This window comes from Hahella sp. HN01 (assembly GCF_018986435.1).
Classification (GTDB): domain Bacteria; phylum Pseudomonadota; class Gammaproteobacteria; order Pseudomonadales; family Oleiphilaceae; genus Hahella.
On sequence record NZ_JAHMIN010000003.1, the window covers coordinates 68,568 to 83,987 of the forward strand.

At 53.0% G+C, this 15,420-nt stretch carries 12 protein-coding genes; 7 read left to right on the forward strand and 5 right to left on the reverse strand.

Going from position 1 to position 15,420, the window contains the following annotated elements; translation table 11 throughout:
* Nucleotides 1-290: 290 nt before the first annotated feature.
* The gene (locus KP814_RS04110) at nucleotides 291-2,975 is read right to left on the reverse strand and encodes a LuxR C-terminal-related transcriptional regulator (protein ID WP_216735558.1); all 2,685 of its coding nucleotides are present in this window, start codon (nucleotides 2,973-2,975) and stop codon (nucleotides 291-293) included.
* 170 nt (nucleotides 2,976-3,145) lie between these two features.
* Nucleotides 3,146-3,916, reverse strand: coding sequence for a sulfite exporter TauE/SafE family protein (locus KP814_RS04115; protein WP_216735559.1), 771 nt, complete (start codon nucleotides 3,914-3,916; stop codon nucleotides 3,146-3,148).
* 142 nt (nucleotides 3,917-4,058) lie between these two features.
* Here KP814_RS04115 and cysB point away from each other — a divergent pair, with 142 nt between their 5' ends.
* Nucleotides 4,059-5,033 carry an HTH-type transcriptional regulator CysB gene (gene cysB / locus KP814_RS04120; RefSeq protein ID WP_216735560.1) on the forward strand — a complete coding sequence of 325 codons (975 nt, stop codon included), beginning with the start codon at nucleotides 4,059-4,061 and terminating at the stop codon, nucleotides 5,031-5,033.
* A 28-nt stretch (nucleotides 5,034-5,061) separates the two neighbouring features.
* On the opposite strand, the gene KP814_RS04125 is transcribed toward cysB, so the two are convergent.
* Nucleotides 5,062-5,787: a phosphoadenylyl-sulfate reductase gene (locus KP814_RS04125; RefSeq protein WP_216735561.1), complete on the reverse strand. Its 726-nt coding sequence runs from the start codon at nucleotides 5,785-5,787 to the stop codon at nucleotides 5,062-5,064.
* Nucleotides 5,788-6,262: 475 nt separating this feature from the next.
* Between KP814_RS04125 and KP814_RS04130 the strand changes: the two genes are divergently transcribed.
* Complete coding sequence (locus KP814_RS04130; protein ID WP_253938153.1) at nucleotides 6,263-6,637, forward strand: hypothetical protein; 375 nt, start codon at nucleotides 6,263-6,265, stop codon at nucleotides 6,635-6,637.
* A 557-nt stretch (nucleotides 6,638-7,194) separates the two neighbouring features.
* Nucleotides 7,195-7,809 carry a bifunctional phosphoserine phosphatase/homoserine phosphotransferase ThrH gene (gene thrH, locus KP814_RS04135; RefSeq protein ID WP_216735562.1) on the forward strand — a complete coding sequence of 205 codons (615 nt, stop codon included), beginning with the start codon at nucleotides 7,195-7,197 and terminating at the stop codon, nucleotides 7,807-7,809.
* On the opposite strand, the gene pabB is transcribed toward thrH, so the two are convergent.
* Complete coding sequence (gene pabB / locus KP814_RS04140; protein WP_216735563.1) at nucleotides 7,806-9,137, reverse strand: aminodeoxychorismate synthase component I; 1,332 nt, start codon at nucleotides 9,135-9,137, stop codon at nucleotides 7,806-7,808. The genes thrH and pabB overlap by 4 nt on opposite strands.
* Before the next feature lie 746 nt (nucleotides 9,138-9,883).
* Between pabB and KP814_RS04145 the strand changes: the two genes are divergently transcribed.
* Nucleotides 9,884-10,438 (forward strand): DUF6160 family protein, encoded by a 555-nt coding sequence (locus tag KP814_RS04145; RefSeq protein WP_127971576.1) that lies wholly within the window; start codon nucleotides 9,884-9,886, stop codon nucleotides 10,436-10,438.
* Nucleotides 10,439-10,680: 242 nt separating this feature from the next.
* Nucleotides 10,681-11,244 (forward strand): DUF6160 family protein, encoded by a 564-nt coding sequence (locus tag KP814_RS04150; RefSeq protein WP_216735564.1) that lies wholly within the window; start codon nucleotides 10,681-10,683, stop codon nucleotides 11,242-11,244.
* Nucleotides 11,245-11,402: 158 nt separating this feature from the next.
* Here KP814_RS04150 and KP814_RS04155 read toward each other — a convergent pair whose 3' ends face one another.
* Entirely contained in the window at nucleotides 11,403-12,023 is a 621-nt protein-coding gene (locus tag KP814_RS04155; RefSeq protein ID WP_216735565.1) for a hypothetical protein, read from the reverse strand.
* A gap of 267 nt (nucleotides 12,024-12,290) precedes the next feature.
* On the opposite strand from KP814_RS04155, the gene KP814_RS04160 reads away from it, so the two are divergent.
* Both KP814_RS04160 and KP814_RS04165 read left to right on the forward strand, forming a co-directional pair.
* Nucleotides 12,291-13,283 carry a DUF58 domain-containing protein gene (locus KP814_RS04160; protein ID WP_216735566.1) on the forward strand — a complete coding sequence of 331 codons (993 nt, stop codon included), beginning with the start codon at nucleotides 12,291-12,293 and terminating at the stop codon, nucleotides 13,281-13,283.
* Complete coding sequence (locus KP814_RS04165) at nucleotides 13,276-15,285, forward strand: DUF3488 and DUF4129 domain-containing transglutaminase family protein (RefSeq protein WP_216735567.1); 2,010 nt, start codon at nucleotides 13,276-13,278, stop codon at nucleotides 15,283-15,285. Before KP814_RS04160 ends, KP814_RS04165 begins: the two co-directional genes overlap by 8 nt.
* The last annotated feature ends 135 nt before the right edge of the window (nucleotides 15,286-15,420 follow it).

The window sequence follows — 15,420 nt, forward strand, 5'->3', positions numbered from 1 at the left end:
AGCAGGAAACAACGGCATATTGCACTGCGCAAGAGTATGGACGTTGTTTGAAAATGCCGAAGCGGCCGGAAAAAGGGGCGGCGAGTTCGAAGCTGCATAGCCAGACATCGCCGCTAGCGCAAAACAGGAGATGAAACTTCCTGCGCTCTTAAGGAGACAAAAAAAGCAGGGACAAGCCCTGCAAGAGAATTCGAAATGAAAGGCTTTGTCGAATTCGATTCATAGGGCTAGCGTAAAAAATGAGGGGGCGTAGCCGCATCGTCCATAGGGCGTAAAAAGGAGGTAATGGATCACAACAGGCCTAGATGACGGGCCCGGGCCAATGCTTCCGTGCGGCTCGCCGCGCCGATTTTGCCGTAGATATTGCGAATGTGCGCCTTTACGGTAGCGGGCGCCAGGAATAATCGGTCCGCGATCTTTTTATTGGGGAGCCCTTCGTAAATCAGCGTTAGCACTTCCATTTCCCGCTTGCTTAATTCTTCCAGTAAACCTTCTGTCTGGGTCTGCGGCTCTTCTTCCCTTGTCGGTGCAGCATTCTGGGAAGATGAGGTGACTTGCAGCTTTTCCAGGTAAGCCGGGCTTGTTTCGGCGATATCCAGGTTGGCGTATAACGGCCTCAGGTAGGCGTCGTCCGCCAGGAACATGGCGACGAAATCGTTGCTTTCACCCAGCGCCAATGCCTCACTTATCAGCCGCTGCGCGGCCTCTGACTGATTTTGTCCTCCCATAGCGGCGGCGTGCAGCAATTTGGCCTGCGCCTGATAACGGGAAGAGCCGTGGTTTTCGGCGAGAGCCAGTATAAGTTCAGCGGTTTCCTGCAAATTGCGCCATTGCTGTTTGCGTAGAAAGTAACGCGCCTGTGCAGACAGGTTTTCCATGGCCTCAAAAGGAGAAGTCTCTGTGAGGCTTTTGCCTAAAATAAGGGCGCACAGGGATTCAGCACTGGCCATGTCGCCTTTATCCAGCAGGCAGTGCAACTTGCCGGCCAGAACGGGCGGGGCGAACGCAGCCAGTTCGCGCTGGTTATACTCCAACTGTTCGCGAGCCTGCTCATAATGACGCAGCGCTTGCGGGTAATCGCCGCAATGGCGGTTGAATTCCGCCCAGGTGTAATAGGTGATGAGCTTCTGTTGCGGCTCCGCGTTATCCACGAATGACAGCATTGGTTTGAGAAAGCGCTCGGCGTGTTCCTGATTGCCCAAGGCGCAATGGATCAGCACCAGCGAGCTGTTCAGCCAGCATGAGACAATATTGGGTTCAGGGCCGTCCTTATGATAACTCTGCACCCAGAGTTCCGTTTGTCGGAACAAATTGATCGCATGCAGAAACTCCCCCTTGATTTGCATGATCCATAACAGCAGGCCCAGGCTGGAAAGCACGGTGGAGAAGCGTTGCTCCAGTTTGCCCAGCGTGACGGCTTCCTTTAATGCCGCAATGGCGTCATCCAGTCGCCCCAGGCCGTAGTAGTCGTTGCCCAGACCGAAGTAGGCCAGGGACTTGATTGGGGCGTTGATCTGCTGCAGATCCTGTAAGACGGACTGCGTCAGCGCGCTGGCGGTCTGGATGTCCTTGCGGCTCCGCGCGGCGTAGGCTTCCAGCAGGCGCAACTCATGGCGCACCGTATCATCCTGCTCGGGCAGCAACGGGTGCTTCTTCACCGCTTCCACCAGGTCGGGAATGGCGGCGAACTGGTTGTCGTAAAGCAGACACCATATTTTCAGCAGTTGCAGACGCAGTGACTGGTCAAGTAGCTCTTGCGGGGCGTCGTTAAGCCATTCAATGATGTAGAGGTGGTATCCCTGCCGGACCAGTTGGTTGCCGATGCTCTCCAGGGTGGATTGCAGCAGATCCCAGGCCTGAATGTGCATGATCAATTGCACGGATTCCAAATAAAGTCTGCGCTCCAGGCAGGCTCGCACGACATTGCGGCAGTGTTGTAGATGAACTTCCGGCTGGCGTTGTCTCAAGTAGTGCAATGCGCCATCACGGAACAGCTCATGGAAACGAAACCATTGGCCAGCGTCATCCAGAGGAATCAGAAACAGGTTGCGCGCTTCCAGCTCCTGCAATATCTGATGGCTGTCCTGAGCGCTTCTGACCTGATCGCATAGCGGTGCGTCAAAGCGGGGAGCTCCCGCCATTTCCAGAATGAATTGACGCAGATGGGACGGTAGATCGTCCAGTACTTCCTGGGCGACGTAGTCGTCGATTTCTTTTTTGGCCTGGGCTAGCGCCTGCTCAAATTTGTCGTTCGATAAGGCGCCGTCCGCCCGTTTCAAATCCGCTTGCGACAATAACTGCAACGCCGCCGCCCAGCCGCCGGTGGAGCCGACGACGCGAGCCGCAGCTTCCGGGCTGACTTTGACGTCCAATGCGAGGGCGAATAAGTCTGCGACTTCCTGCGAGTCGAACACCAAGTCTGCGGAATAGAGCAATTTGGCGTAGCGTTTTACCTTCCAGCGAGCGAGCGGAAACGACGGCTCGTTACGGGACGTGACGAGCAAGGTGAAGTTGGCGGGCGCGAAGTCCACCAGATAGGTTAAGCCGTCGAAGATGTCCTTGTTGGCGATATGATGCAGGTCGTCCAGAACCAGCACAAAGTGGCGATCCTGATACTGGTGTAGCTGGTTGATTAGCGCAGTCACCAGCACTCTGACGTTGGTGTGCGCCGCTTCCTGCAAGTGCGCGCGCAGCTCTCCGATGTCGTCCAAGCCGTTACGACGCAACCCTTCTACGACATAGCTCCAGAATGTAGTGGCGGAATTATCGGCAGGATCGAGCGAGATCCAACTGGTAAGCGCATGATGAGACTGCGTCCATTGCCGCGCCAGCGTGGATTTTCCAAAGCCGGCGGGCGCAACGAGGCCAATAAAGCGGGCGCTGCCGGGTTCGCCGATGCGGGCAAGCAGACGCTGCCGCGTTAACAGGCTGTCGTCGAGGCGAAGCGGGAAAAGTTTGGTTTCGAGAACGATCATGCGCAGAGTGCAGTCAGTATGGCCAAAAGCGGGTTTCAGTCTTTATGGAAACTGAAAACTTGTCAACTGAACTCAATTAAATCAATGAAATATGCACGTCATACCCCGTTAGAGCGGGCTCTTTACCGGGGGGCTGGATGAATAGAGACATTAGCCGTCTGCGTCAATTATCAGAAAAATGCGTATTTGACGCCGATGATCAACAGCATGCTCGCCAAGGCGGGGCGCAGCACGGCCGAAGGCATCCGTTTAGCCAAGGCGGTTCCGAAATGGATCGCTGGCAGAGAGCCGATCAACAGGCTGCCGAGCAGATAGTAGTCTATGTTCCCTAACTGCATGTGTCCGAGACCCGCAATGAAGGTCAGGGGAACGGCGTGAGCGAGATCCGTGCCGACGACGCGGGACGAAGATAAAGCGGGATAAAGCAACATGAGCAGGGCGGTGCCGATAGCGCCTGCGCCGACGGAGGACAATGTCACAAACACGCCCAGGATGACGCCCATAAATACGGTGACCCCGGCGCGTCGCTCGTCGCTCATGACTGTCGCTCCGGAGCTGGCGCGCAGCAACCGGTCTTTAAATAGAAGCACGGCGGCGGTGACGATCAGCATCAAGCCCAGGCTGGTGGTCAACAGGTGTTTATACGCTTCCGGGTGAGGGAAGTAGTGCGCGAGAACTTGGGTGGTGATGATCGACGCGGGAATACTGCCAGCGCCGAGGGTGGCCGCCAGCTTCCAGTTTACCGTGCCGCTGCGGGCGTGAGTGACGACGCCGCCGGACTTGGTGATAGCGGCGTAGAGCAGATCGGTGCCGATCGCCGTATGCGCGGGAAAGCCGAAAAGAATCAGTAGCGGCGTCATCAAAGAACCGCCGCCAACGCCTGTCAAACCGACCAAAAAACCAACGCCGGCCCCGGCGACAATATATAAAAGAATTTCCATAGAGATGGTCTAAACTAACAAATGCGTAATAAGCCAAGAATTATTTGGCCAATCTAGCTAGATTTATCTATTCTTAAAAAGAATATTTATTTATATTTTTATCTCCAATTATAATAACGCCGGGCTGCAAGGAGACAATTCAATGAAACTGCAACAGCTGAGATACATATGGGAAGTCGCCCATCATGATCTCAACGTGTCCGCCACTGCTCAGAGTCTTTACACCTCACAACCCGGCATCAGTAAACAAATCCGTCTGCTGGAGGATGAACTGGGCGTGGAGATTTTCTCTCGCAGCGGCAAGCACCTGACCAGGGTGACGCCAGCGGGAGAGACCATCATCAAAGTCGCCGGTGAGATTCTGCGTAAGGTCGACGGCATCAAACAGATTGCGCAGGAATTCAGCAATCAGCGTAAAGGCGACCTCAGCATCGCTACGACTCACACGCAGGCGCGGTACGCGCTGCCTTCCATCATTCGCAGCTTCATTCAGGAATATCCGGAAGTCTCGTTGCATATGCATCAGGGCACGCCAATGCAGATCGCGGAAATGGCGGCGGACGGCACCGTGGACTTCGCCATCGCCACGGAGGCGCTGGAGCACTTTTCGGATCTGATCATGATTCCCTGCTACCGCTGGAACCGCTGTGTAGTGGTGCCGAAAAACCATCCTCTGGCCGAGAAGAAGAAGCTTGAAATAGAAGATGTGGCGGCGTTCCCCATTGTTACATACGTGTTCGGCTTCACTGGGCGCTCTAAATTAGATGAAGCCTTCAGTGAAAAAGGGCTGACGCCAAAAGTGGTGTTCACCGCGGCGGATGCCGACGTTATCAAGACATATGTGCGACTGGGATTGGGTGTTGGCATCATCGCTCGCATGGCGTATGACCCGGTGGCGGACTCTGATTTGGTGGCCCTGGACGCCAGCAAGCTGTTTCGTCCCAGCACGACGAAAATCGGCTTTCGGCGTGGGACGTTCATTCGCGGTTACATGTACGAATTTATCCAGCGCTTCGCACCCCATCTCACCAGAGAACTGGTGGATCAGGCGTCTCAAAAGGCCACCAAGGCGGAAATCGAAGAACTTTTCGAGAGTATCAGCCTGCCCACGTACTAGAGGTTGCTGCGGGGCAGGCGCGTGGGGCTCAGCTTTTGAGGTTGCCTGCATGTAGCCCGCATTCCTTGATGGTGGATTCCTCCCACCACCAGCGTCCTTCACGCTCATGCTGATTGGGTAGCACGGGGCGCGTGCAAGGTTCGCAGCCGATACTGATGAATCCTTTTGTATGCAGTTCATTGTATGGAACATCGAACATCCTGATGTAGTTCCATACGTCCTGCGACGTCCAATTCGCCAGAGGATTGAACTTGACCAAAGGATGATTCGGCGCGCCAAACGCGGCGTCTTCTTCCACTAACGCCACTTTATTACGTGTGCTGGGACTTTGGTCTTTTCTTTGTCCGGTGATCCAGGCGTCGACGTTAGCGAGCTTACGCCTTAGCGGCGCCACTTTGCGAACGCCGCAGCATTCAGAATGGCCATCTTTATAGAAGCTGAAAAGTCCCTTCTCTTTGACCAGACGCTCCACGTCCTCTGCATTAGGGGATAGGGTTTCAATTTGCAGATTATAGTGATCGCGTACTTTTTCGATGAATCGATAAGTCTCGGGATGCAAGCGACCTGTATCCAGTGTGAACACCTGGATGTTCTTCTTTAGTTTGCTGGCGATTTCTATCAGAACCACATCTTCTGCGCCACTGAACGAAATTGCGATATTGTCGTAAAGCTCCAACGCCTTACGCATCACTTCCTTGGGGCTCCACTCTTCCATCTCCTTGGCGAGTTCCTTTACATCATATTCGGGTATCATCACCTAGCGCCTTGTAGCAGAGAAATTAGACGCCTGTAGGCTAACAAATTGTTGATAGTGCTAAAAATAATAAAGACTTATATCTAAAGAACGAAAACAAAAAAAGGAGGTCAAGAGACCTCCCAAGATTTGATTCTAAGCTGTTGACACAACAGGTCTGTGTCACTACGAGAGAAAGTGTAGACCAAGAATAAAATAATGCCTCATGAAAACAGTCAACTTTACGTTTGGATGTGGTGAGGTGTGACTGCGCCCCAATACTTATGATGTTTAAGGCTCGATGCTGTGGGATAAGACAGTGAGGGGACGCTAAAAAGAAAAAAGGAGGCGTTCATGGCCTCCTAATTCGGTCGGTGGCTGCTTCTGCAAGGGTTTATCACCACCGTAAAATTAGTATAGTCCATTTGGATTAACTATGTCTGCATGTTTAACTGTAAAGACTTGTAACTGAACCCTCAATAATAAAGGAAGTCATATGTCGATAACCTGGAATGATCTGACAGTAAATATCGAGCGCCTTGATAAGAGCTGTCTCATAAGTGACTGGCGTTGGTTGGTGGGAGACGCCGCGCAACCCATTTTGATTTCTTCCACAGGCGACGCTTATCTCCAGGAACGCAACGGAGAGGTATTTTTGTTATCCACAGGCGATGGGACCTATGAGAAAGTGGCGGATTCCTACGAGGACTTTCGTCATAAGCTGCGAGATACGAATCTGGTTAATGAGTGCTTTTTGGCGGCTATCGTCGCGCAGCTCAAGGAACAAGGCTTGGTGTTAAAACCTGGGATGTTGTATAGCTTCAAAAAAACTGCCCGTGCTGGGAGGCGACTATGTGGCGGAAAACTTTGAACTTGCGGATATAGAGGTTCACTTTTCTATAACTGGCCAGGTTCACAAACAGGTCAAAGATATACCCGCTGGCGAAGCAATTCAGTTAAATGCCGTGTGGCGAGAATGAGATAGGTAGTAGAAGAGAGGGCGTCTTCAATAGATTCGGGACGTCAGGCAGCCGTCCCGGACTGCAAACCGGGACGTGACTAATTATTCAAGTTAGAGGTGATTTAAAGTATTTGATTCGCCAAAACTAACGTCAGAGTTAACCCTAACGCGTTAAACGCAACCAGACCAGCCAGCTTTTTTGCGCTGATGTACATCGGACTCTCCTCTATAGTTTGATCTTGTTATTTTTTTCGTAAACTTATGTGAAATCTTGTTTACATCTTTAATCGATTTTAGCTTTATTCATCGAATATGCAACCCCCTGCTAAACCCTTATGATTAAGGCGATTTTTAGGAAAAGCAGCACTGGCCTGGGCTGCTGTAGGGCGCTGCGTCACGCCTGAAACGAGCGGCGTAGACGTTTGTTTCTGTAACTTTCAATCGAATAAAGATGACAGGAGTGAGTCGTGGAACTAGCGTGTCTGGATTTGGAAGGGGTGTTGATACCCGAGATATGGATCGCTTTCGCGGAAAAAACTGGGATAGACGCTTTACGTGCGACGACCCGGGATATCCCGGACTACGATGTGTTGATGAGGCAGCGATTAAGAATCCTTAATGAACATGGCTATGGGCTGCCGGACATCCAGGCTGTTATCGCCACATTGGAACCGCTTCCTGGAGCCCAGGAATTTGTCGCCTGGCTGCGCCGTCGGTTTCAGGTGATGATTTTGTCCGATACATTTTACGAGTTCGCAATGCCATTGATGGAGAAGCTGGGGTGGCCGACATTGTTATGTCATCGCCTGGAAGTCGACGAGCGCGGTAGAGTGACGAATTATGTGCTGCGCCAGAAAGACCCAAAACGGATGTCGGTGCAGGCGTTTCATGGCCTGAATTACCGTGTTATCGCTGCGGGGGACTCATACAACGACACCACGATGCTGTCGGAGGCCGATGCCGGTATTCTGTTTAATGCGCCTGACAATGTGATAACTGAATTTCCGCAGTTTCCCGCGGTGTTTACCTACGATGAGCTGCGAGCGGAATTTATCAAAGCCAGTCGCCTGGTGACGGACTAATCTTCGCGTTTGCCGGGAAGCTCTCCGCCGAGGGCTTCGACGATGTGTCTGATTTTTACGACAGACTCATTGTATTCAGCAAGGCAATTGGAGTCCGCGACGATGCCGCCTCCGCCCCATACATGCATGTCGCCCTGTCTGCAGGTCATGGTGCGGATGGCGATATTGCTGTCCATACGGCCATCATTGGACAGGTAGAATACGCTGCCGCAGTAAGCGCTGCGGGCGTGACCCTCAAGCTCATCAATAATTTCCATCGCCCGCTTCTTGGGAGCGCCGGTAATTGACCCGCCCGGTGAACAGGATATCAGCGCTGCGAAAGGTGAGACGTCGTCGCGCAAGGTGGATGTCACTGTGCTGACCAGATGATGAACGTTGCTGTAGGTCTCCAGCGCGCAGAGCTTTTCCACTTTGACGCTGCCGATTTTGGAAATCTTACCCAGGTCATTGCGCAGCAGGTCCACAATCATCACGTTTTCCGCTCGATCTTTGGGACTGGAGGTAAGGTCCTCAATGTGGCGAAAATCGTCGGCGGCGCTGGCGCCGCGCGGGCGGGTGCCTTTGATCGGCTTGGTGACGACATCGCGACCGTTCACCGTCAGAAATTTCTCCGGCGAAAAGCAAAGCAGATCGCCAAGACCGCTGCGGAAAAAGGCGGAATAGGGAGCCTTGGCCGCCTGCCTTACATTTATATAAGCCTCCAGAGGATCGCCTGCGTAAGCGCCTGAAAAGCGTTGCGTCAGGTTAATTTGATAGCAATCTCCAGCGAGAATGTACTCCTTGATTCTGTCGAACTCGGTTGCGTACTGCTCGTAGCTCCAGTCCGGAGCAATCGCCCGAGTGACGTTGAAAGCTTCTGTGGCGGGGGCGTTTTGTTGCAGCAGGCTCTGGAAAGCGGGCGTTCCGAAGCCGGTGATCGTCTTTTTATCATGTTCTACGACCAAGTAATGGTCGTAAGCGCCAATGCAGGCGGATGGAAATATGGCATCGCGACGCCAGTTGCGGTCGCCTAGCAACTGGTTGCGCCCAAACTCATAACTGATGAATCCGATCAGGCCGCCTTTGAAACAGGGCGTCGGAAGGGCGGCGCGGGGTTGCTGAGCAAGCGCCAGCAGGTCGGCATAGGAGATGGGCGTCTCTGTCTCGCCGGGACGGGAGAGAAAGTGGGTGTTACCCTGGCTGCGGGCTATCCATTCCGGATCACAGGCGATAATTTCAAAGGCGCGCCCCTCTTGAGTTCGACTGTCCAGCCAACAGAAGCCAGGACGGGAAGATAGCAAGTGAATGACGGCGTTATAGTCTGCGTAGGGAATGGTGAAAACTGACATCAACAAATATTGGCCTGGTTAAAAAGCGCCTCTTTCGGCGCTCGCTAAGCGCCATTGGCTTATTAATCCGACATTTTAACCTTCCGGCTTCCATTTTTCAGGCGCTCGGACGGCGGTGTTTCGCGGCCGGACTTCTTATTGTCTTACGTCTATTGGCTTGAGAGGTCTCAAAAGACTGCGGAATTGTAGTGTTAGCGAGCGCATATTTGAAGTTGCTCACGTTTTTAAGTCGCTGGCGGCGGCGTTTGGACCTCCAGTTCGGTCGCAATTAACCGTTTGGCTGGCTCTTGGCAGGAAATTTAAAAGGATGTTTATCTATTGTGATGCGCTTTTTGGCGGCCTTGTCGGACCGTATATAGGCCAGATGGCCAAATAGTGTCTACCCGTTAACACTTCTTAACAAACGGCCTGGTTTCTGTGATTTCATTCACGGATTCGCCGGTTACACAACCCTACACTGGCCTCGTGATTGTGAAACACAAATCAAACAAAAACGAAACGTTTCACGATGCTCAGGCGGTTGTACTTAGTCGCTAATTGTTTGTTTTTAAATGGAATTCTAGACGCATATTAATAATATGGAAACTGTGAGAGTAATCACGGAAAACCAATGAAGCGTAAACTAAATTAACAATCGCTCAGAATTATTCGGTCGGTTGTCAAACAATTTGTTTGATTATTGAGCGGTAATCTGAAGCTCACGAGAGTTTCCTGAAATTAAAAAAATAAACATTAGGAGAATTTTAATGAAAGGCCTGAAAAAATTAGTTTTGGTATCTGCTATCGCTGCGGCTCCTCTGGCTGCGCAAGCTGAACTGAAAGCAGTTGACGACGCTGTACTGGCGGACGTTTCCGGTCAAAGCGGATTGGTCATCGAAGCCGGCTTCGGTTCTTTGACTTACTCAGACATCGCTGTAATCGCTGACAGCGACTGGGATACTGACGCTGGCATCCACATCGACGCGTTCAAATGGGAAGTTGACGTAGAAGCATGGGATTCCGCTTCTAACGCTACTCTGGGCGCTTCTACTGGCGCACTGGGCGGCTTCATCGCGAAAGACATCTCAATCAACGGTAGCGTTGACGTTACTATCGACGCCCTGGCTGACGCAGCCACTCTGGGCACTACTAACCTGGGCGGTATCGGCATCACCTTCGCCAACTCCGACATCAACATGCGCGTAGGCGACATGGGTGTTTACCTGAACCAGACTGGTCTGGGTCAAGTTAACAGCATGGGCGCTGTTGAAATCATCGGTATGAACCTGGACGGCCTTGAGCTGGTTGTTCACGGTAACTAATACCGGGCGGACCTGACGGTCGGTCGATTGATGATGGAAAAGGCATCGTTCGAGATGCCTTTTCTTGTGAATATCTCTTAAGCATCTATTTGTTCTGCAGTAAAAATCATCCTTTCTCAGACAGACGATACACGCAACGGCTTCAGTGAGCACAGCGTCGCGTCTGCCTCGCGCTGAGCGAAAGGCTCTTAAGCGCCAGCAGTAACAACAGCTCTAGAGATGTAAGGAGTGTGGAGGGGAGTATGAAAAAGACTGTGTTTGTTTGCGCAGCGATGTTCTCCACGGCGGTAATGGCCGAATTAAAACCGATTAACGATCAGCAGCTCAGCGAAGTTGTGGGGCAGGCGGCTCCCGTTATCGAAATAAACGGTCAAGTCACCTATGAGGCGATCGCCTACACCAACCCCGATGGGGTGCGGGAAGTTATTTATCCTGGTCAGACGTCCAGCGACGGGGCGGTTCACGATGATAATGTCTCCCTGCAGGGGATGACCTTTGGAACCCCGCGCACGGGGACGCTCGTTGACCTGTTTACGGCCGTTTTACCTTTGCGTTATGGCCAGATCGACACCAACGGAGATGGCGTTGAAGACCGTGGCGCCGCAATATTCAGCTTTCAGCCCAATGTAGGGTTTGGCACAGGATTTATGCCGCTGGATATTCAGCAGAGCGATACCTCTGTGAACATAGATGATCAGGTTTTTCTTACCAAGCAGGGGCTGGTGATTCTCAACGCCCCGATCAATACGGATATTATTAATGTCGGCGCGGATGCGTATAAGCTGTCGCCGATAAAGATGTTCTGAAAATGTCTGATGGCGTTAGGCCGGGATGGAAGCCCGCGTCTGGCGCGCCTGCTTTGATAATCTGCCGAAGCGGTTAGTATCTGTCATCCGGCTGGTGTTTCTTATGACTCCGCAAACAAAAAAGCTCGCTGTATTAGCGAGCCTTCTGTGCTTCTCTTTTACTGCTGAGGCATTGTCAGCGTCAGATCAAACCCACCGCTGTCCCGTGGAACTAAATCAATCATGCCGCCCTGGATTCGTTCAGGGATGATGATGTTATCGACGCCGGGTAAATTGTTTCCAATTGTGATGGTTAACTGCTGGCCATTGGATTGCAGGTTCAACTGGTCGCCGTAGGGCAGTTGCGCCATATCCGGATTCAACGGCGATAGAACCTGCTGGAATGTGAAGGCTCCGTCTGGAATCACCAAATCTGGATGAGGCAGCGGACGTTCGCTCAGTGCCGCCAGCCCTGGTTGCGTATAGGGAATAAACGCAAGCTCTCTTATCACTTGGGCGGCGGCTTCTGAAGAGTCTTTAAACTGTTGCTGATCCACCGTCAACGCGGTGTTCAGTTCTGACTGTTCTTCAGCTTCTGTTTTCACGGGCTCGCCGGGTCCGATGGTGTAGGTGACGACCCGCTTTTTCTCCGGCTTCTTGGGAGCAGGGGTAACGATGATGGTGGAATCTTTAATATAGGTGTCGGTCAACTCGCCGCTGGTCATTGATTTGACTTCCGCGCGGGCGGTCAGAACAAGGCCGGTGGCGGCCAATCCGAGCAAAATCCTTGAGTAGTTCATAGCAGCGCCGTGTTTTACAATTTCGTGTTAAACGTAAATTTTCCAACAACCGATTCTCATGGGCCCGCTGCCGAAAGCATGCGTGGAGAAAAAATAATTGCGTTCGGCCACAAGCGTTTAGGTGGAATCCAGTTTTACTGCGTATACTTACATTTTCAACCGATTGATTCGCAAAAGCCACTGTATCGCGCGAATTTTGATTAATTTTTGTAAGCCTGTATTTCCCTGGCCTGCAAAAGACAAGGACAGAAGTTAAGTAGTAGTGTTATGACAACCGGCATTCGGCAAAAATCAGGAGCGCGCATCGGCGGTCAACTCGGACGCCGCATTGATAAGTGGGTGGAAAAGCGGCTGCCGCCGGTAGAAGAAGCCACGCTGTCGCATCGGGCTATTTTTGTGTTGCCTACGCGCTGGGGCGTCGGCTTTTTGATGTTGGCGGGACTGATTCTTCTTACCGGGATCAATTATCAGAACTCCATGATTCTGGCCGTAGGCTTCTTTCTTATTTCTATTTTCGTGGTCAATATCCTCATCGCCTACCGCAATATGTCGGGACTGGTTATTCGCTTTCATCGCGCGGCTTCCTGCTTCTCTGACGAACTGGCCGGGTTTGAGTTTCTGGTGTCGGCGTCGGAACATGGCGCGGCCACGGTGCAACTCGGTTGGACGCCTGACAGCTATGTTACTTTGGACTTGGATCAGAATGGGCAGCGACGCGCGGTGATTGAGTATCGCTGTCGCAAACGAGGCTGGCTGACGCCGGGGCGTATGCTGATTACGTCCACCTATCCGATGGGGCTGATTCGCGCCTGGTCCTGGCAGGACCTGAACGCCAAGGCGCTGGTCTATCCCAGGCCGGCGACGCAACCTCAGTTTAAGTGGAGCGCTTCCCTGGCTGAGGGCGAAGGCAAAGGCGATTCGCACATCGTGGGGCAAGAGGACTTCGCAGGCCTGCGCACTTATGTTCCCGGCGAGCCGTTAACCCGTATCGCCTGGAAGAAGTACGCGCAGCAAGGGGAGTTATACAGTAAGGAATTCAGTCAGCCGGAATTAGACCCGGATTGGATTGATTTTGACGCCTACCAGGGGATGGAGACGGAGCTGCGCCTGTCTACGCTGTGCGCCCAGATTTTGGAGCTGGAGCAAAAAGGGACGCCTTACGGATTACGCATGCCCGGTTGGGCGTGCGGGCCTGGCTCAGGTCTTGAGCATCGCAATAAATGTCTGACTGCGCTGGCGAAGTATCCTGATCATGTTTAAGCGAAGTTTTGATGAGTCTCCCGCACTGGATACACGGGCGCTGGTATGGATGGTGTTTTCTCTGGCCGCCGCCGCAGGCGCGCACTGGAATCACGTGCCGGTGTGGCTGCTTGGATTCGCATGTGTGTCCGTGTTTTGGCGCACCCGGGTGTATCAGGGGAAATGGCCTGCGCCCTCGACCTGGGTGAAAGGCGGAGTCATGGTGGTGACCTCCGTCGCCTATGTGTTCTCGACGCAGGCGCAGTTTACGGTGGAGACGGCGGTCGGCTTTTTTGTGTTGGCTTATGCGCTGAAGTTGCTGGAGCTGAACCAGCGGCGCGACGCCTTCCTGTTCAGTTTCATGACGTTGTTTTTGCTCTGCCTCGGCTTCCTGTTCACCCAGTCCCTGTTCGTCAGTCTCTATATATTCATCGCCATGGGATTGAGCTTTGTTGCTCTGATGGCGGTGAACCAGTCGCTTAAATCCCGTTCCATTGGCGCTACTTTTAAAGGCGTGTATGGCTCCATGGCGGTTGCAGCGCCGTTGTTGATCGTGATGTATCTGTTCTTTCCCCGCTTTGGTCCTTTGTGGGCGATGCCGCTGAAGAGCTCCACCGCGTTTACTGGGCTTGATGAAACCATGTCGCCGGGAGATGTGGCGAATCTTGCCCAGTCAGGCGAGCGAGCGTTTCGGATTGTGTTTAATGGACCGCGACCGGCCTACCGGGACCTATACTGGCGCGCTTTGATCCTTGATCGCTACGACGGTACGAGTTGGAAGCGGTCATTCAGTCAGACCAATCGCGACCGCCAAGGCGCGGTCAGACCGGGCGCCAGAACTCAGACTGAGCAATGGGATTATGAGGTGCTGCTGGAGCCCCATAATCGTGAATGGGGCTTTGCGCTGGATGACGCCAAGGTGGCGCGGGGCGCGCCTTTCTCAACGCCGGACCAGCTGGTGAGATTTATGCGAGACGTGAAGTCGCCAGAGTGGTATCGCGTCATCAATCAAGCTGAGGAATATAGAGAAAGCGCCCAAAGCTTCGCCCGTTTCAGCAGTTTGCCGCAGGGCTCCAATCCCCGTACTGCTGAATGGGCCAAACAATTACGTGAGACGACGCCTGACGCCGGAACCTTTATAAAGACGGTGTTGACGCGTTTTAATCAGGAACCCTACGCCTATACGCTATCGCCGCCGCTGTTGACCTCGCCGAATAGAATCGATGAGTTTTTCTTCGACACGCGTCGCGGCTTTTGCGAGCATTACGCCAGTACGATGGCGTTCATTTTGCGCGCGGCCAATATCCCGTCGCGAGTGCTCGCCGGGTATCAGGGCGGAGAGTGGAACGAGCAGGGTGGCTTTCTGGTGGTGCATCAGTATGATGCCCATGCCTGGGTGGAAGCATGGCTGCCTGAACGCGGTTGGGTGCGTGTCGATCCGACGGCGGCGGTGGCGCCGCAAAGGGTGGAGTCGGGCATTAGAGACGCCGTCGCGGAAGAGGGCACATTCCTGCAAAATACGCCGTTGTCCCTGGCCAGATATAACCATATCGGCGTCTTCGCCTGGGCGACCAATAATCTGGAATACATGAATTACATGTGGCAGAAATGGGTCGTCAACTACGATCAGGAGAAGCAAAGCAGTTTCTTCAAACGCTGGTTTGGCGATAGCGACATGAAGACGATGCTGATGATACTCGCAGGCGTCTCCATGATGGTCTTTCTCGTTCTGTCATTACTGACCCTTAAGGCGGAGTGGCGGCGGAATAAAGGCGATCCCATGGTGCGCTTGTATCGATCTCTGCTGAATAGAATGAACAAGAAGGGGTTGTTGCTGGATGCGGGCCTGACGCCTGGGCAGGCATTGGCCCTGGCGATTAAAAAGTGGCCGCGGCAGCGTAAATTGCTACGGCAGATTTTCAGCGAGTTTGAGCAAAACCTGTATGCGGATGACGCGGGCGGCAGTCCAGACAGAGTGCGCCGCCTGAAACGGGATATCAAGCAACTGGCTTTGAATCCTTGAGTCGCCGAAACGACCTTCACGAGGTCGGCGTGATTAATAGTCTCGCACATGCTTGCGCCTGCGCGACGGCATGCCGCGGGAGGCGGGCCTGATATCTACAGGTACTGCTGTTCCAGGTAGGTGGCAGTCAGCTAG